At 32.3% G+C, this 19,603-nt stretch carries 14 protein-coding genes; 7 read left to right on the forward strand and 7 right to left on the reverse strand.

Translation table 11 applies throughout. From position 1 onward, the window contains the following. Positions 1-16: 16 nt before the first annotated feature. Together EV195_RS01660 and EV195_RS01665 are read right to left on the reverse strand one after the other, a co-directional pair. Positions 17-2,836 carry a TonB-dependent receptor gene (locus tag EV195_RS01660; RefSeq protein WP_132792013.1) on the reverse strand — a complete coding sequence of 940 codons (2,820 nt, stop codon included), beginning with the start codon at positions 2,834-2,836 and terminating at the stop codon, positions 17-19. Between the two features lie 147 nt (positions 2,837-2,983). Then, the gene (locus tag EV195_RS01665; protein WP_132792016.1) at positions 2,984-5,272 is read right to left on the reverse strand and encodes a TonB-dependent receptor; all 2,289 of its coding nucleotides are present in this window, start codon (positions 5,270-5,272) and stop codon (positions 2,984-2,986) included. Positions 5,273-5,385: 113 nt separating this feature from the next. On the opposite strand from EV195_RS01665, the gene EV195_RS01670 reads away from it, so the two are divergent. Both EV195_RS01670 and EV195_RS01675 read left to right on the forward strand, forming a co-directional pair. Further along, positions 5,386-6,042 (forward strand): metal-dependent transcriptional regulator, encoded by a 657-nt coding sequence (locus tag EV195_RS01670; RefSeq protein ID WP_132792019.1) that lies wholly within the window; start codon positions 5,386-5,388, stop codon positions 6,040-6,042. Then, the gene (locus EV195_RS01675) at positions 6,039-6,875 is read left to right on the forward strand and encodes a ZIP family metal transporter (protein ID WP_132792022.1); all 837 of its coding nucleotides are present in this window, start codon (positions 6,039-6,041) and stop codon (positions 6,873-6,875) included. Before EV195_RS01670 ends, EV195_RS01675 begins: the two co-directional genes overlap by 4 nt. A 6-nt stretch (positions 6,876-6,881) precedes the next feature. On the opposite strand, the gene EV195_RS01680 is transcribed toward EV195_RS01675, so the two are convergent. Genes EV195_RS01680 through EV195_RS01690 form a run of 3 tightly spaced genes read right to left on the reverse strand, consistent with a single transcriptional unit; the run spans position 6,882 to position 9,558 of the window. Then, entirely contained in the window at positions 6,882-8,027 is a 1,146-nt protein-coding gene (locus EV195_RS01680; RefSeq protein WP_132792025.1) for a hypothetical protein, read from the reverse strand. Positions 8,028-8,047: 20 nt separating this feature from the next. Then, a complete protein-coding gene (locus EV195_RS01685) occupies positions 8,048-8,614 on the reverse strand; it encodes a cysteine hydrolase family protein (protein ID WP_132792028.1) in 567 nt (188 codons plus the stop codon). Beyond that, entirely contained in the window at positions 8,611-9,558 is a 948-nt protein-coding gene (locus tag EV195_RS01690; protein WP_132792031.1) for a carbon-nitrogen hydrolase family protein, read from the reverse strand. The genes EV195_RS01685 and EV195_RS01690 overlap by 4 nt, the downstream gene beginning before the upstream one ends. A 136-nt stretch (positions 9,559-9,694) precedes the next feature. Between EV195_RS01690 and EV195_RS01695 the strand changes: the two genes are divergently transcribed. From EV195_RS01695 to EV195_RS01715, 5 genes are all read left to right on the forward strand, one after another. Beyond that, on the forward strand, positions 9,695-12,859 hold the full coding sequence (locus EV195_RS01695; protein ID WP_243693046.1) for a UvrD-helicase domain-containing protein: 3,165 nt from the start codon (positions 9,695-9,697) through the stop codon (positions 12,857-12,859). A 24-nt stretch (positions 12,860-12,883) separates the two neighbouring features. Next, on the forward strand, positions 12,884-14,077 hold the full coding sequence (gene kbl, locus EV195_RS01700) for a glycine C-acetyltransferase (protein WP_132792034.1): 1,194 nt from the start codon (positions 12,884-12,886) through the stop codon (positions 14,075-14,077). Positions 14,078-14,198: 121 nt separating this feature from the next. Continuing rightward, the gene (locus EV195_RS01705) at positions 14,199-15,593 is read left to right on the forward strand and encodes an OmpA family protein (protein ID WP_132792037.1); all 1,395 of its coding nucleotides are present in this window, start codon (positions 14,199-14,201) and stop codon (positions 15,591-15,593) included. Between the two features lie 168 nt (positions 15,594-15,761). Continuing rightward, a complete protein-coding gene (gene atpD, locus EV195_RS01710; RefSeq protein WP_132792040.1) occupies positions 15,762-17,273 on the forward strand; it encodes a F0F1 ATP synthase subunit beta in 1,512 nt (503 codons plus the stop codon). Between the two features lie 24 nt (positions 17,274-17,297). Next, on the forward strand, positions 17,298-17,579 hold the full coding sequence (locus tag EV195_RS01715) for a FoF1 ATP synthase subunit delta/epsilon (RefSeq protein ID WP_132792043.1): 282 nt from the start codon (positions 17,298-17,300) through the stop codon (positions 17,577-17,579). A 71-nt stretch (positions 17,580-17,650) separates the two neighbouring features. On the opposite strand, the gene pyk is transcribed toward EV195_RS01715, so the two are convergent. Next, complete coding sequence (gene pyk / locus EV195_RS01720; protein WP_132792046.1) at positions 17,651-19,078, reverse strand: pyruvate kinase; 1,428 nt, start codon at positions 19,076-19,078, stop codon at positions 17,651-17,653. A gap of 3 nt (positions 19,079-19,081) precedes the next feature. Then, positions 19,082-19,552, reverse strand: a complete 471-nt coding sequence (locus tag EV195_RS01725; RefSeq protein WP_132792049.1) for an IPExxxVDY family protein — start codon at positions 19,550-19,552, stop codon at positions 19,082-19,084. Positions 19,553-19,603: the final 51 nt, after the last annotated feature.

The following is a 19,603-nucleotide window of genomic DNA, read 5'->3' on the forward strand; positions in this document are numbered from 1 at the left end:
TATATTAATTTTCTGTTTAAAATTTATACTTAAGACCTAACCCTAAGTTGATACCTCTATTATATTTTGAAAGGGTAACATCATCAGAGCCTGGAATTTCTCTTACTCTTTCGATCGCAGGGTCTAATAAATTTTTAGCACTAAAGTTTACTTCGAAGTGTTTACCTATTTCGTTTTTCCAAACAAAATCTAAGGTTGGCACTCCTTTTTGTACAATGTTTCCAGTACCAGAACCTAATGCGTAAATTCTATCTGAGAAATAAGAAAATACTAAGTTGGCAATAGGTTTAAAGTTTTCAAATTGAGTAGGAGAATAATCAATATTAGCATTGAAAATGTATGGTGATGCTCCTTGTAACTCATCAGAATCTCTGTTAAATGTAGCAGTAAATAAACCAGTAGTAGATTTTAAATCCTGCTGCGTATGCATATAGGTAAAGTTAAATCCAAAACCTAATTGAGTTTGATCATCTTCGTTTTTAATTAAAGCCTTACGAACTTCTAATTCTGCACCAAACACCTCTGCTTGATCTCCAGTTCTAAAATAACGTTGAGTTCCAGTAGCATCATTAGCAATTACTAAGTTAACAGGGTCGTTTATTTGTTTGTAGAATCCTGTAAGCGATACTAATTCTCCTCTTGACATAAACCACTCATACTTTAAATCTAAGTTGTGAACTGCAGAAAAAGAAGGATCGTTTAATAAGTCAGAGTTACCTCCAATACGTTCTGTTACATCTTCGTAAACAAAAGGTGCTACTTCTTTAAATTCAGGAACAGATACCGTTTTAGCATATGATAAACGTAAGTTAGAATCGTCGGTAACTGAATACTTAACATTTAAATTTGGTAATAAGAATACTTCCTTTACTTTTCTAAATCCTGCATCATTAGGGTTTATGTTAATTACATCGTAATCGATTCTTTGATCTAAATATTCTAATCTAACACCAGGAACGATAGTCCATTTATCATTTGGAGTAATGTTAGCCGATACATAAGAAGCATGTATTCTTAATTGCCCGTTATATTCGTTTTCATTAGTACCTGGCAAGCTTACGAAATTACTATCAGCATAACCTGGAATCTTGTTGAATACTTCGATATTGAATAACTTGTTTTGTTGATTTTGGAAAAATTGTGTGTTCTCTAAGTTAATTACCGAATCAATATTATTAGGGTCTACTTCAATATTATTACTTACAAAGTTGTAACCGTAACGAATATTTTCAAAATCTCTAGTTTTAATTCTTCCGTTATACCCGAAGTTTAAAGCTAAAACATCCGACGCGTTATACGTTATTTGTACACGGCTATTTAATTCTTCGTCAATAATTCTTTGGAAGTAACGTTGGTTATCAAAAACGTTATTGTTGTAGAAAGTTGCGTTAGTAGTTGGATCATTATCCAAAGAAAACTGATAATTTTCAATACTTACTCTTCGTCTATCTGGTTCATGAGCAAAAACGTTGTTATAACCGATTCCCCAAGTAACTTCTAATTCAGGAGTTTTATCACCATCATTTTCATAGAATTTATGATCACCAGTTAATTGATTTACAAAAACTAAATCTTGGTTGAACTGAACGTTCATTTGATAAAAACCTTCATCAGTATTTAAGATAGCATCTCTGTTTTCACCTAAACCTTTAAATCCATAGTAACCTACTTCATCCGATGAATTGTTTAAGAACATTGAAGTATACTTCAATTTGTTATTATCGTTGATTTTGTATAATGCTGTACCAAAAACAGTAGTTTTTGTAGAGTATTGATATTCTTTTGAGTTAGGGAACGACTTTTTAAATACAGTGATAAAATCTACTGCAGGTCCTTCTCTATATTCGAAACCTCTTTCGAAAGAAGCTGTAGCATATAAACTTAATTTAGAATTATCTTCAAAGTTGAAGCTTCTACCAGCGCTTATTTCAAAGTTAGCATCAATAGGAGCACCTCCATCTACTGGGTCAATTCCGTGAGATAATACTCTAGCAAAAGGGTTACTTCCGTATCTTCCGTAAAAACCAAACTGACCAGTACCTTCACTTTTTACAAAGTTTTGTCCAGCAGCGCGAGAATTAACTCCACTTCCCACAGAAACTTCAAACATTTCTTTTCCTGTAAATTCTTTTGAAGTAATATTTACATTACCAGCAGCAAAATCTCCATAAAATTCAGAAGCGTAAGCCTTACTAATTGATACGCTTTGAATAATGTTAGAAGAGAATAAGTTTAAGTCAATATTTTTCTTGTTAACATTGTTAGAAGGTAATGTTAAACCATTCATGGTAGTATTTAAATATCTATCTCCTAAACCACGAACATAAACATTGCTATTACCTTCTTCTTTAGATACACCAGAAATTTTAGTAACTGCTCCTGCAGCGTCACTAACCCCTTTTTTAGCTAATTCTTGTGCTCCAATACTTTCTTTAATTACTGTAGCTTTCTTTTGCTCTAATAATAAAGCTGTTTCTTTATCTTTACTAACAGTAGCATTAATTTGCACTTCTTTTAATTGCTCTCCACCACTAGCAGCCATTACTTGGTTGATAATGGTTGTTTTTCCTGCTTCTACTTTAACTGGCTTTTCTACAGTTTGATATCCCACAAAACTAAATACTAACGTATAATTACCAGGCGCTGCTGAAATAGTATATTTACCATCCATGTCAGTATTACCTCCTATCGAAGTACCTTTAATAAATACGTTTGCAAAAGGTAATGGCTCGTTACTCATTTCTTTATCAGTAACTGTACCTGTTATAGTACCTTTATTTTGCGCGAAAATAAATTGAGTGAAGCTTATTAAAGCTAATATTAAAATTTTTCTCATCCTTGGTGATTCTTGTTGGACGCAAAATTGAACAGATTTTGTAAAGTAAAAGTTAGATGTAGATTATAGTTGCATTACCATAACGTTTATGAATCCTTACCTGAATGTTTCGCGAATGTTAACAAGAAAGAAGAAGTACTACATAGTTTAGTTATTTAAAAATTTTAAAGAAAGAAAATAAGTCCTTGGTCTTGAAGGGCCATAAATGTAATTGGCATCTCTATCAGCGCCTTGATCTAAATCATTTTGATAACTATCGAAAATATTTTGTACTCCTATGCTAACTCTTAACTGAGAATGATTATGGCTATCTAAAGAAAAATCGTAGGAAGATTTTACATTGAGTTCGAAAAAGTCTTTTGTTTTCTCTAGTGTATCTTCAGAAATAAAACCAGCTAAGTGCGGCACATACATACTGCCAGTATAAACTGCTGATATATTATTTTGAAATTTTTTAGTTGGAGCAAATGTAGCAATCAGGTTTCCATAAATATTTGGAGATTTAAAAAAGTTGTCTGCATTTTCTAAGGAAATAGTAGCGTCATCAGACCATTGTACAGGCTTGTCAAACTTTCCTTCTTGAATGGTTGCACCAGCTTGTAAAATCCATTTTTCATTTGGAGCGTATTTCGTTTCAATATTAAAACCTTTTACATATGCATTATCTCCATTTCTCTTTTCCCAAATGAAATCATTTAATTGTTCTAATATAAATGGATTTACAATTTTTGTGTAAAAAGCTTCAATTGTAAATGATAGCTCTCCTTTTGTTAAGGATGTATTCCAATCGAATGAGGTAGTAAAACTATGAGAGGTTTCAGACACTAAAGTTGAAGGATCTACACGAACAGTTAGTACTTCTCCAGCAGCTATTTGAGCATGTAAATCTTCAGTAAATACTTGTGGAGCTCTAAATCCTTTTGCATAGGAAACTCTAAAACGTGCATTTTCATTGGCAAAATACATGATGTTTAAACGAGGATTAAAGATTACACTTTCATCTGTTAAGTTGTGAATATCGGCTCTTAATCCTCCTAAAACTTTCCACTGTTTGTTTATAGTCCATTCTTGTTGTGCATAAATTCCGTAGGTTCTTAAAGTTTGATTAACAAAAGCGTTAAAACCAGGTTTTTCATCCTTCATTTTATCATACTTAAACTCAAAGCCTCCAGTAAAATTTCCTTTACCTCCCAAGAAATTAGCTAATTTATGTGCGTATTGAGATCCTAGTACCCAGGTCTCATCTCTTGAATTTCCAAAACCTAATACAATCCCGTTTTGAGCTACTAAATCTTCACCGCCGCCGTAATAATTTTTATTCTTAGAGCGAGAGGTAGATACATAAGCCGAAAAATGTTGTTTTCCTTCGTTAATTGACGATTCAAATGTAAGCCCTCCAGTTAATACATCAGAATCAATTTGTTCAGCTACATCACTTTCAAAAGGTTGTAGTCCCAGTTTGTTTCCTCCTCGTCTGAATTCACTTATAGAGCTAAATTCTGCTGTTAATCTAGCATTGTCTGAAGGCTTTATATATCCTTTAAATCCAAATGTCTGCGATTCTAACTTGGTTAATTCGGTAAAAGTATCTCCATCATAATCATAAGGGTTTCTATTTCTATACATACCGAAATATGTTAATCCAGAAGAAGCCTCATCATTAACAACGGTTCCATTTACCGTAGTTGCTATGTCTAATGTTTCACCTTTAATTAAAGATACATTTTGACCAACTTGAAATGTATTATCAACAGGGTCTTTTGTAATAATATTGATAGTACCAGCAATAGCGTTGGCACCATATAAAGCAGAACCACCGCCGCGAACTACTTCAATGCGGTCTATACTATTTGCAGGAATTTGATCTAAACCATACACACCATTTAAAGCACTAAAAATAGGACGACTATCTACAAGAATTTGTGAATATGCTCCATCTAATCCATTTATACGAACTTGTGAAAAACCGCAATTCTGACAATTCGTTTCCATGCGTAAACCAGGTTGAAAGTTTAATCCTTCAGATAAACTAACAGATTGTGTTGCTTCTAGTAGTTTTGCATCGGTAACAGTAACAATTACTGGAGCTACTTTTCTGTTTAAATAAGATCGTGTAGCACTCACTACAACTTGGTCTAAACCTAGCAAATCTTCTTCGAGTGCAATGTTTATGGTGGTTATTTCTGAATTACTTAAGTCAACTTCTTTTTCAACAATTTTAAAACCAATACTTTGAAAAACTAAGGTTACTTTCGTTTGATTGAGCTCTAATATGAAGTCTCCATCATCGTTTGTACTAGTTCCTTTTGATTTGTCTTTTGAATACACAGAAACAAATTCCATTGGTTTTCCCTTAAAACTAACTTTTCCTTTAACAGTTTGAGCGAAAGTAATAACGCTTGTAAATACTAAAAATACGTGTAGAAAAGACTTCATTTTTCTTTATTCTAAAATAAAATTCATGCAAATATAAATTAATTTTTAGACAAGACTAAAAAATGTATTTGATAAATCAAAATTTTGTATGTTTGTAGGTAAGAAATACAATTATGTTTTCACAGTCTGAAGAGAATTATATAAAAACAATATATCATTTAGCAAACAATTCTGAAAAAGGAATAAGTACCAATGCTATTGCAAATCAGCTAGACACCAAAGCTTCTTCTGTTACAGATATGATTAAAAAACTATCTGAAAAAGAAGTAGTAGTTTATAAAAAGTATCAGGGTGTTAAATTGACTGACTTTGGTAAAAAAACAGCAACAGGCATTATAAGAAAACATCGATTATGGGAAGTTTTTTTAGTTGAGAAATTAAATTTTTCTTGGGATGAAGTGCACGAGGTAGCAGAACAATTAGAACATATAAAATCACCTAAACTAATTAATGAATTGGATGCTTTTTTAGGGTATCCAAAACATGATCCTCATGGTGATCCTATTCCAGATGAAGAAGGAAACATTCATCAAATAGAAAAAAACTTATTGTCGGTTTTAAAGAAAGGAGTGAAAGGAGTTTGTGTTGGAGTTAATGATAGCTCTTCTGATTTCTTGAAGTTTCTAGACAAACAAGGAATAGGCTTAGGAGTAGAAATAAAAATCATAGATATTGAACCATTTGACGGTTCGCTAACAATAGAAATTAATAACAAACCGCTGTCTATTTCACATAAAATAGCAAGCAATTTATACATTAAGAAAATATGAGTTTTTTTGATCAAATAGTTGAGTTTTGTAAAGAACATCCTATTCAAGGAGCTTTGTATGCAACCTTATTTACATGGGGTTTAACAGCTTTAGGTGCAGCTTTGGTTTTTTTCTTTAAAAAATTAAACAGAGCAGTTTTAGATGGAATGCTTGGGTTTACTGGAGGAGTTATGGTTGCAGCAAGTTTTTGGAGTTTGTTATCTCCCGCAATAGATAATAGTCCTGGTGAAGGTTTTGTTAAGGTAATACCATCTGCGGTTGGTTTTGCATTAGGAGCTTTGGCATTATTTGGTATGGATAAATTATTACCACATCTACATATAAATTTTAAAGAGCATGAAGCTGAAGGTGTTAAAACAAGTTGGCATAAAACTACACTACTGGTTTTAGCAATTACCTTGCATAATATCCCTGAAGGTTTAGCTGTTGGAGTTTTATTTGGAGCGGCTTCTACTTTAGTTGGCGTAGAGCAAACAGAAATGATTATTGCAGCAATTTCGTTAGCTATTGGAATCGGAATTCAAAATTTTCCAGAGGGATTTGCAGTAGCAATGCCATTAAGAAGACAAGGAGTTAGTAGAAGAAAGAGTTTTTGGTATGGACAATTATCGGCAATTGTAGAACCGTTTGCTGGTGTATTAGGAGCGTTGGCAGTTTCGTTTTTTACTCCAATTTTACCTTATGCCTTAGCATTTGCAGCAGGAGCAATGATTTTTGTAGTAGTGGAAGAGGTAATTCCCGAAACTCAGAGAGATAAATACACTGATATTGCTACACTTGGTTTTATAGGTGGTTTTATAGTAATGATGTCTTTGGATGTTGGATTGGGTTAAACCTCACTAATTGGTCTTTGAAATTCTATTAATTGAAATATAGTTGTCAGAAGGATCATTGGAATCTACTACTCTATATAAAGAAACCATAGTAAGATATTTATTATTTTTGATTATTAATGGAGTAGATGAATTTGATAATTCGAAATCAAATCTTTTTTCTGATATCAACTTTCCATCTTTATTTATTTCGAAAATATAAGGAAAGCTTTCACCGTCTTTATAAAGACTAACACAAGCTGAGAATAGATAATTATTATCTAGAATAACAAAATTTCCTGCTTCTTCGTAATAATGTTTACTTAGTTCCTTTTTCCATAAAATTTTCCCATCACTATTTAGTTTAGCTACTACAATTATTTTTCTGGAGTTTTTTACATATTTCGTTCCAATTAAAATAAAAGAGTTATCCCTTAACTGTTTAATTTGTTTAGGAACTATAGATTCATTTAAAGTTGATTTCCATAAAATTTCACCATTAATTTTACTCAAGAATAAAGTAAGATAATCGGATTTTTCATCCAATGATGATATTAAAATATTGTTTTCTGAAGTTTTTGTAACAGAATATGGGTTTCCTAATTCTTTATAGAAAATACTTGAAATTAAGTTACCATTAAAATCAAATTGTTCAAAAATAAGTCCATATTGATTTCCATTATAAGCATCTGAAATTAAAATTATTTTTTTGTCTTCTATATTATAAATAAAGCTATTACCTGCTGGAAACTTTGTGGTTTTTAATTCTTTTTCCCATATTTTATTCCACTTATTGTCGTACTTACATAAATAATTATGTGTATAACTTTTTCCCATCGTTACACGTAATGTTTCTATTGTATAAAAACCATCAATAGATTTTACATAATCAGTGAGTGAATTGTTGAAGTTAACTTTGGAATTATTAATGATTTCTCCATCATTTGTTAGGTCGATGATAGATTCTGTTGTTTCTAAAGTATTATTAGTTGAATAATTGAGAAGAAATTTATTATTATCATTTTCGCTTTTGAAAAGACGAATATGATGATTATAACCTAATGAAACAGAGTCTGATGAAATAATTTCGAAAGTAAGTTCTTTAGGTTTAGTTTTTTCTCTTTTACAAGCAAAAGAAATTACTACAATGAGAATAAATATAATTCTTTTCATCAATGTGTTTTAAAAGAATGTTAAACTCTACTCAACAATTCAATAGTACTAATTACATCAGCAAATTCTTCATGTAGGTTTGCTAGGGTAGTTTGATGAATAGTTTCTGATGAAAATATTTTTCCATTCAATCCTTTTCTATCAAAAGTTGCAGTTGCATCGCTAACTAAAATGGTTTCAAACCCTAAGTTTCCTGCCATTCTTGTTGTAGTAGATATGCAATGATTGGTAGTTAACCCAACAATTACAACGTTTTTGATATTTCTGTCTTTTAAAAGAGTTTCAAGATTGGTTCCAATAAAGGCACTATTTACATCTTTTATAATTACAGGTTCGTGGGATAATGGTTTTACAACATCTTGAATTTCAAATCCAGGATGAGATTTATGTAACAATGAATTTGGGTTCTGAGAACTATGTTGAATGTGATAAATAGGTAAATTTAAATTACGCCACTCAGCTAGTATTTGAGCACATTTTTCTTCTGCATCTTTGTTGTTTCTATTGCCTCCCCAATAGGCTTCATTGTCAAATCCTTTTTGGATATCAACTAATAAAAGCGCGGTGTTTAATTCTCTTAATCTCATGAAAAATCGATAATTGATTGTCGTTCTCTATTGATAGTTAATTTAGTTATATCTGGTCTAGAATAATGACCAACACAATCAAAATTATGTCGTTCTTCTAATACTTTTTGATAGTTTACTTCTCCAGTGAACAAACCTTCTTCTCCAACAACTGGCGGAATTACCCATTCTCCATCGGGACCAGCAATACAAGAACCACCGTTAGCTAAAATTTTTGGAGCATTTTTTATAATAACATCATAATGAGGAGTGTCTTTTGGAAAATCTTCAAAAGTCATAAATCCAGACACAGATACTACAAAAGATCGACTTTCTTTTGCAATAAATTTAGTAATGTCAAAGGTGTTTTTTTCGGCTCCTGGCCAAACGGCGATATGTAAGTTTTCTCCTTGTGCATATAGGGCTGTTCTTGGTAACGGCATCCAATTTTCCCAACAATTTAAACCTCCAACTGTGAAATCTCCTAATGGATGAACTTTAAGTCCATTACCATCTCCAGGAGACCAAGTTAAACGTTCTTCATAAGTAGGTTGTAGTTTTCTATGTACCGACTGAATTTCTCCGTTTTTATCAATGTATACTAATGAGCAATACAAACTGTGTCCACCTCGATTTTGTGCTCTTTCAATAATACCAAGATATATAGCAATTGAATTTTCTTTTGCGGTTTTGCAAATACTGTTTAAATCACCTTTTTCAATAGTAATCGCATTTTTTAAATAATGAGCATGTATCTCTTTTTGAATTGGAGAGTTAAACGCTGAGCCATTGGTGATAGATAACCAAAATGGATATCCTGGTAGCAATCCTTCACCAAAAACTACTAAATCGCATGATTCTTTAGCCGCTTTCACTATATAGGAATTCACTTTTTCAATTGTTTTTTCCTTGTTTAGCCAAACAGGTGCAATTTGCGCCATCCCAATTTTCAAGATACTGCTCATTAAATAGTTAAATAGGTTTGTTTGTTAAACGAAGATACTTTAAAACTCGTGTCATTTTGAAATTACATAAGTATTTAACAGAATAAAGGAAATTGTCGATTCTAAAACAGCCGAGTTTTTTATATAAAATCCTAAATTGCATAAAAATTCAGTAGTGCACAACATTCCTTCATTTCAAATATTTAACGCATCTGCAGGTAGTGGAAAAACTTTTACGCTAGTTAAAGAGTATTTAAAGGTGTTACTACAATCTTCAGATGTGTTTTATTTTCAAAAAGTTTTAGCGATTACATTTACTAACAAGGCTGCTGGAGAAATGAAGGAACGAGTGTTAAAATCTTTTGCAGATGTAATAGAAGATGTCCCTAATCAAATTGTCAATCAAGTAGTTCAAGAAACATCTTTAGATAGAGAAACTATTAAAGACAGAAGTACTAAAATATTAGATGCTATTTTACAGAATTATTCTGCGTTCTCTATTACCACTATTGATAGTTTTACCCATAAAATTATTAAGAACTTTGCACATGATTTAGGATTAACACTCAATTTTGAAGTGGAAATGGATGCAGTTTCTTTACTGAATGAAGCTGTAGATATATTAATTTCTAAGATTGGGACTAATAAAGAACTAACAAAATTGTTGATTGATTTTTCTTTGTCTAAGATAGATGAAGATAAATCGTGGGACATTAGTTATGAGTTAAAAGAATTTTCTAAAGTTTTATTGAATGAAAATGATGTAACACATTTTAGAAATTTAGCAGATAAATCAATTAATGATTTTTTTGGCTTAAAAACGAAACTAGTACAATCAAATACTCATATAGAATCATTGTTTGCAGAAATTGCCACAGAAGCATTATCATTGATAAAAAACAACAACCTAGAGTTTTCAGATTTTGCTTATTCAGGAGAGGTTCCTAATCATTTTCAAAAATTACTAAGGCTTAAGTCTCTAAATGATGGTGATTTAAAATTTGATGGGAGAATCAATAAGAACTTTGAGCAAGACAAAAACTTGTTCGCAGCAAAAGCGAGTAGTGAAGCGAAAGGTAGCATAAACGATTTGTATGATGATTTTAAACGATTGTACTTGGAATCAAAAAAATTATATGAAGAATATTATGGAGTCTATCTTTTAAATAATTTGGCTTTAAAAAGTTTGATTCCTCTTGCAGTACTGAACTCTATAAATTCGGAATTACAAAACTTAAAAGAAGAAAATAACATCCGATTAAATGCTGAATTCAACCAATTGATTTCAGACAACATTAAAAATCAACCAACACCTTTTATTTACGAAAGAATTGGTCAACGTTTTATGCATTATTTTATAGACGAAATGCAAGATACTTCTGTATTGCAATGGGAAAATTTAGTTCCGCTTATTGACAATGCATTAGCGCAGGAAAATAGTAGTCTGTTGTTAGTTGGAGATGCAAAACAAGCTATTTATCGTTGGAGAGGTGGAAAAGCTGAGCAATTTATTGATTTGAGTAGCGAGGAGCATGTAATTTTTCAAGCTAGTAAAAGTGTAAACATACTAGATACCAATTACCGAAGTTTTTCTGAAATTGTAAATTTTAACAACCTGTTTTTTCAGCATGTAAGCTCATTCTTCGGAAATCAAAACTATCAACAATTATTTGTCGAAGGAAATAAACAGTTACAAAATCATAAAAAAGGAGGATGTGTAACCATTTCTTTTCTCGAAAAAGAAGAAGATAAAGCGGTAGAGGAAGAAAAGTACCCTAAAAAAGTGTATGATAAAATAGTTCATTTAAAGGAACAGTATGCACTTAATGAAATTGCAGTTTTAGTTAGGAAAAAGAGTGAGGGAATTATAGTAGCAGATTATTTGTCTGAAAAAGGAATTCCTATCATATCTTCAGAAACGTTACTGCTAAAAAACAATGAGAAAGTAATTTTTATTGTCGATTTAATTCAGTTTATAATTCAGTCAGATAATGAAGAAAAGAAGTTTGAAATCTTACATTTTTTAAAACATCATCTTTCTATTTCAAAAGAAGCGCATGATTTTTATGAAGGTCTTATTAAAGAAGAAATTTTTGATTTCTTTGAGAAATTAAAGTTGTTTGGCGTAGATTTTAATTTGAACATTTATTTAGAATTACCAACCTACGAAAAGATTGAATATATTATTCGAAGTTTTAAACTGATAACAAGGTCTAATGCATATGTGCAGTTTTTTCTAGATGTTGTGTTAGATCAACAAAACAAAGGAAAAGATATTCATGAATTTATAGAATTCTGGAATCAAAAAAAAGATACATTAAGTATTGTTACTTCTGAAGATGCAGATGCGGTTCATATTATGACCATTCATAAATCTAAAGGATTGGAGTTTCCAGTGGTAGTTTTTCCTTACGATTTGGATGTATACAGACAGGTAAAGCCTAAAGTATGGTTTGATGATTTACCTCCAACATTTGAGAACTTTAAAGAGCTATTAATCGATTTTAATAAATCGCTAAATACTATTAGTCAGCGTGGTGTTGAAATGTATCAACAACAGATTGAAGAACTGGAATTAGATAATTTAAACTTATTATATGTAGCGCTAACTAGAGCAGTAGAACAACTTCATGTAATTACGGAGAATAAAATTTCTAAATCAGGCGAAAACACCAACTTCTATTCAGGGATATTTATTTCGTTCTTAAAAAAAGCTGGTTTGTGGGAAGAAGGTAAGTTAGAATATACTTTTGGAGATGTTGCAAGAGTTAGTGAGAAGGAAAAAAAAGAACAGCAAGTTGAAATTCAAGAAAAATTCATCAGTATACCTTGGCAACATCACAATATAAAATTACTGCCAAGTGATTCTAAGTTGTGGGATATTAGTCAGGAAAAATCAATTCAGTATGGAAATTTAGTGCATGAAATTCTCTCACAAATTTATGTAGAAGCAGATATAGAAAAAGTAATTAGTTATTATGAATTACGAGGAGATTCCTCTGTGAAATTACTAAATCAGATACAAAAGTTACTAAAAAAGGTTGTTCAACACGATTTATTAAGGGGCTATTTTTCTGAAGGAGTTAAGGTGTATAATGAAAAAGAAATAATAACAGTAACGAACGCTTTAATTATCCCAGATAGATTAATTTTTAAGGAAGATAAAATAACAATAATTGATTACAAAACTGGAATTGAAAATGATGCACATTTAAACCAGTTAAATTTGTATGCTCAAGAACTTCATAATTTGGGTTTTAAAATCGAGAAAAAAATATTAGTCTATTTAAACGATACTGTGTTAGTTAAAGAAATTGACTAATTTTACCCAGCAAACAAACTAAATATGTACGGAAAAATCAAAGAACATTTACAAAAAGAGATTCAGGATATAAAAGATGCTGGATTATATAAAAGTGAAAGAATCATAACATCTTCTCAAGATGCTGTTATTAAAATTTCTACAGGAGAAGAAGTAATTAACTTTTGCGCAAATAATTATTTAGGTTTATCTAATAACAAAGAGGTTATTCAGGCAGCAAAGGATGTTATGGATACTCATGGTTTTGGAATGTCTTCAGTTCGTTTTATCTGCGGAACTCAAGATATACACAAACAATTAGAAGCTAAAATTGCAGAGTTTTACCAAACAGAAGATACTATTTTGTATGCAGCAGCTTTTGATGCTAACGGAGGAGTATTTGAACCATTATTGTCAAAAGACGATGCAATTATATCAGATAGTTTAAATCATGCTTCTATTATTGATGGTGTTCGTTTGTGTAAAGCAGCTCGTTATCGATATAATAATAACGATATGAGTTCTTTAGAAGAGCAATTAATCGAAGCAAACAAACAAAATCATAGGTTCAAAATAATAGTTACAGATGGAGTTTTCTCTATGGATGGTATCGTAGCTAAACTCGATGAGATTTGTGATTTAGCAGAAAAATATGATGCTATGGTTATGGTAGATGAATGTCATGCAGCTGGTTTTATTGGAGCTACTGGTAGAGGTACTTTAGAGTTAAAAAATGTACTAGGTAGAGTAGATATAGTTACAGGAACTCTAGGAAAAGCATTAGGAGGAGCGATGGGAGGCTATACCACAGGGAAAAAGGAAATTATAGAAATTTTACGCCAACGTTCAAGACCGTATTTATTTTCGAATTCATTAGCCCCAGCAATAGTTGGAGCTTCTTTGAAGGTGTTTGATTTATTGTCGAATGATACATCATTGAGAGATAAACTAGAGTGGAATACAAACTACTTTAGGTCAGAAATGGAGAAGGCAGGTTTTGATTTAGTAGGGGCAGATGCTGCAATTGTTCCAGTAATGTTATATGATGCAAAGCTTTCTCAAGTAATGGCCAATAAATTATTGGAAGAAGGGATTTACGTAATTGGCTTCTTTTACCCAGTAGTTCCTAAAGAACAAGCTAGGATACGAGTGCAATTGTCTGCGGCTCACGACAAAGAACATCTTGACAAAGCGATAAAAGCATTCATTAAAGTAGGAAAAGAGTTAAACGTAATTTAGTAATTCGGAGGATAAAAACTTGTTTTTTTTATAAGTTTTTGTAGATTTGCTTTTGTAAATAAGTTTTAAGAACTTACATTTGCGTTATATATAAACGAACTTTTAATTTAAATTTTTGATAATGAAACAATTAAAATTAGCTATGTTAGCTATGGTTGCGTTCTTAACGTTTGGTAACGTTAACGCACAAGACGAAAACAACCCTTGGGCTGTAGGTTTCGGTATTAACACTGTTGATGTGAGAATTCCATCTGAATTTGGTGACTATATGAAAGATTATATAGGAACTGGAGAGTGGGCAGATAATACTTTACCTTCAATTTCAAGAATTAGTATTGATAGATACTTAAATGATGGGTTTTCTTTACAGTTAGCAGGGTCTATAAACAAAGTTAAAACTTACGCTTCAGAAGAAGATATCGATGAGCTTTACTGGGCTGTTGATTTAATCGCAAAATGGGATTTAAACCACTTATTCGGAGACACTGCATGGTGGGATCCTTATGTATACGTAGGTGGAGGTTTTGTTGATTTCGGAAGAATGGAAGCTGGTAACTTTGTTGAAGGTAGTGAAGGTACATTAAACGTAGGTGCTGGTTTCAATGTTTGGTTTAATGATAACATTGGTGTTAACTTCCAAACTGGAGCTAAGAAAGAATTTGCTGACAAAGTACAAGATCATTTCCAACACTCTCTTGGTTTAGTTTTCCGTTTCGGTGGAAAAGATACTGATGGAGATGGTGTTTATGATAAGAACGACGCTTGTCCAGAGGTTGCTGGTTTAAAAGAATTCAACGGATGTCCAGATGCTGATGGTGATGGTATCAAAGATTCTGATGATGCTTGTCCAAACGAAGCTGGTGTTGCTGCATTAAACGGTTGTCCAGATGCTGATGGTGACGGTATTGCTGATAAAGATGATGCTTGTCCAAACGAAGCTGGTACTAAAGCTATGAATGGTTGTCCAGATGCTGACGGTGATGGTATCGCTGATAACAAAGATAACTGTCCAAACGAGGCTGGTCCTGCTGAAAACGGAGGATGTCCTTGGGGAGATAAAGATAACGATGGTGTTAAAGATAACGTAGATAAGTGTCCAGATGTTCCTGGTGTTGCTTCAAGACAAGGATGTCCAGAGCCTAAGCCAGTAATTACTGAAGAGGCTAAGAAGAAATTAGACGAGTTCGCTAGAGCTATCTACTTCAACTCTGGTAGAGATTCATTCAGACCAGGTGTAACTGGAAAGTTAGATTTAATTGCTGGAATCATGAAAGAATATCCAGATGCTAACTTCAACATCGAAGGTCACACTGATAGCCAAGGAGCTGCTGCTAATAACCAAAAATTATCTGAGAGAAGAGCTAAAGCTGTTTTAGATTATTTAACTGGTAAAGGAGGAATTCCTGCAAGCAGATTAAGTTCAGTTGGATTAGGTGAAGATTACCCAATCGCTACTAACAAAACTAGAGCTGGTAGAGCACAAAACAGACGTGTAGAGATTAACTTAAAGAAGTAATCGATACCCAAAAATAGATTAAAGAAAGCCTTGCATTCGCAAGGCTTTCTTCTTTTTTAAAAAAAATATACAAAGACTTTTTATATTGTCATAAAAAAATTACCTTTGCGCTCTGAAAAGTGGGATAAACATCACTTAATAAATACAATAACTAAATTACAGAAAGTAATGTCTACAATAACAGGTAAAGTTTCTCAAATTATTGGTCCAGTTATCGATGTTGAGTTCAATACAGAAAATGCTGAATTACCAAATATTTATGATTCGTTAGAGATAAAAAAAGCAGATGGATCTACATTAGTTTTAGAAGTTCAACAACATATTGGTGAAGATACTGTTCGTACAATCTCAATGGATGCTACTGATGGTCTTAAAAGAGGTCAAGAGGTAGTAGCTACAGGTAATCCAATTCAAATGCCAATCGGAGAGGATATCTATGGACGTTTATTTAATGTAACAGGAGAAGCTATCGATGGTTTAGGGAATTTACCAAAAGAAGGTGCAAATGGATTGCCAATTCACCGTCAAGCTCCTAAATTCGAAGAATTATCTACTTCTACTGAAGTTTTATTTACTGGTATTAAAGTTATCGATTTAATTGAACCTTATGCAAAAGGAGGAAAAATTGGATTGTTCGGTGGTGCTGGTGTAGGTAAAACAGTATTAATTCAGGAGTTAATTAATAACATTGCAAAAGGGCACGGAGGTTTATCTGTATTTGCAGGAGTTGGAGAGAGAACTCGTGAAGGAAATGATTTATTACGTGAGATGTTAGAATCAGGTATTATTAAATACGGAGATGATTTTATGCACTCAATGGAAGAAGGTGGATGGGATTTATCAAAAGTAGAGAAAAATACTATGAGAGATTCTAAAGCTACTTTCGTATTCGGACAAATGAATGAGCCACCTGGAGCACGTGCAAGAGTTGCGTTATCAGGATTAACAATTGCTGAGTATTTCCGTGATGGAGCAGGGGAAGATCAAGGTAAAGATGTATTATTCTTCGTTGATAATATTTTCCGTTTTACACAAGCAGGTTCTGAAGTATCAGCTTTATTAGGTCGTATGCCATCTGCAGTAGGATACCAACCAACGTTAGCAACAGAGATGGGAGCAATGCAAGAGCGTATTACTTCTACTAAAAAAGGTTCTATTACATCAGTACAAGCAGTTTATGTACCTGCTGATGATTTAACGGATCCAGCACCAGCAACTACGTTTGCTCATTTAGATGCTACTACTGTATTATCTCGTAAGATTGCAGAGCTAGGTATTTACCCTGCAGTAGATCCGTTAGATTCTACATCAAGAATTTTAACTCCAGATATCTTAGGAGACGAGCACTATAACTGTGCACAAAGAGTAAAAGAATTATTACAACGTTATAAAGAATTACAAGATATTATCGCAATTTTAGGTATGGAAGAATTATCTGAAGAAGATAAATTAGTAGTTCACAGAGCACGACGTGTTCAACGTTTCTTATCACAACCATTCCATGTTGCTGAGCAATTTACAGGAATTCCTGGTGTTCTAGTTGATATTAAAGACACAATTAAAGGATTCAACATGATTATGGATGGTGAGTTAGATAAGTATCCAGAAGCTGCATTCAACTTAAGAGGATCTATTCAAGATGCTATTGAGGCTGGTGAGAAAATGTTAGCTGAAGCATAATAATTAATAAAAACAATTTAGATAATGTTTTTAGAAATCGTAACACCTGAAGCAGTAATCTTTTCTTCTGATGTAACATCAGTAGCAGTGCCTGGTATTAATGGAGAATTCCAAATTTTAAATAATCACGCACCTATTGTTTCTGTATTGACTTCTGGAAAAGTAAGAGTTGATGCTGCAAATGCTTCAATTGATGAAAAGTTTCAAAATAGATTCAATAAAGAAAATGATGGTAAGTTAAGTTTTACTATTAACTCAGGAACACTTGAGATGAAAGATAATAAAGCAATTATACTTGCTGACTAAAAAAATTTTTTTAGATATTAAATGAAAGGCCCGTAAAAATTTTACGGGCCTTTTTATTTAGTTATTTATTGTTAATCTATCTGAGATACTCTAAGAGTGTTAACCATACCTTTTTCTTCTACAGGCATTGAACTTAAATTAATAACATACTCACCTGATTTAACAAATCCTTTTTCTTTGATGATTTCATTTAAATCTTTAATAGTGTCGTCTGTGTTCAGTTCTCTATCGTAATAGAAGGCTCTTACACCCCACAATAAATTTAGCTTACCTAAAATGCGTCTTTCAGATGAAAATGCAATAACATGGGATTTAGGTCTCCAAGCAGATATTTGAAAAGCTGTATAACCACTATTTGTTAACGTAGAAATAGCCGAAGCTTTAATATCATCAGCCATTAAAGCAGCATGGTAACATACAGATTTGGTGATAAAGCGATTGGTTCTAATATGAGGTGCCTCTATTGGTACTTTAATTAGATCAGAAAACTCAACACTTCCAATAATCTCAGTCATTTTTTGAATAACTCTTACAGGGTGTTTACCAACTGAAGTTTCTCCAGAAAGCATAACAGCGTCAGCACCATCCATTATAGAATTGGCAACATCATTAACTTCAGCCCTCGTAGGAACACTGTTTTCAATCATAGTTTCCATCATTTGAGTAGCTATAATTACAGGTATTCTAGCTTTTTTAGCACGTCTAACAAGCATTTTCTGAATCAAAGGAACATCTTGCATAGGTACTTCAACACCTAAATCTCCTCTTGCAACCATCAAACCATCACAATAAGGAATCAATGCATCAATATTTTCAACAGCTTCAGGTTTTTCAATTTTTGCTATTACAGGTACTCTGTAACGTGATTTTTGTTTGATTAAATCACGTAACATTCTTAAATCTTCTGGATTTCTCACAAAAGATAGAGCAATCCAATCTACCTCTTGTTTTAAGGCAAATACAACGTCTTTTTTATCTTTTTCAGTTAATGCAGGTAAAGAAATATTTGTATTAGGTAGATTTACTCCTTTTTTAGATTTTAAAGGTCCACCAACAATCACTTTTGTAATTACTTCTTTACTTTTATCAGTTGAAATTACTTCAAATTGAAGTTTACCATCATCTACAAGAATATTCTCACCAGCTTTTACGTCTCTTGGAAATTGTTGGTATGTCATGTATGCTCTTTCCTCAGTTCCAATACATTCTTCAGTAGTGAAAATAAAAGTGTTTCCAGCTTTAACTTCTACGCCATCCTCCATAACTCCAACGCGTAGCTTTGGACCCTGTAAATCGGCTAAAATCGCAACGTTATAGCCTCTCTCTTCATTAATCTCTCTAATCTGACGTATTCTTTCTTTAACAACATCATAGTCTGCATGAGAAAAATTAATCCTAAATACATTTACACCAGCAGCTCCCATTTCGGCAAGGATTTCTTTGGTGTTAGTTGCAGGACCTAGTGTTGCTACGATCTTTGTTTTTTTGTTATGTGGCATAGGTTAAAAAATTAAAAATTCTTTAGATTTTAGTGTGTTTGTATCAATATTGTATGAAGTAATTACACCAGGTATTTGATGGATTACTCCTTTTATGTTTTCTATTTTATTCTCAGTAAATTCTCCTTCTATTTTTAAGAAATAATCTACTTTCTTTTTTTCAGGAATTAAATACGATCGGGTTTCACTTTCGGCAAATAAACCATTAAAAGGATCTTTACTATTTGTTTTATAAACATTTGAAATTAAATACCAAACGTTATCATTGTAATCATCTGTAAATTCATACAGTGGGAAAAAGGATTCGCTGGTTTTGGTCTTTAAATCAATGTCGTTTTCACAGCGTTTAAAATGAACCCTTAAAAACGAATTCAATAGATAAGCCAGTTGATAATCTTCAAGAGCACTATGAATGCCTAAAATATGATAATCAGCACAAGAAAAATCCTCTAAACTTACCGTGTGAACTTGCATAAACCGTTTAAATTACTAATATGCTAAGTTAAAGAATGTAATGATAAGATG

The organism is Tenacibaculum skagerrakense, assembly GCF_004345825.1.
In the GTDB taxonomy this organism is placed as follows: Bacteria; Bacteroidota; Bacteroidia; order Flavobacteriales; family Flavobacteriaceae; genus Polaribacter; species Polaribacter skagerrakensis.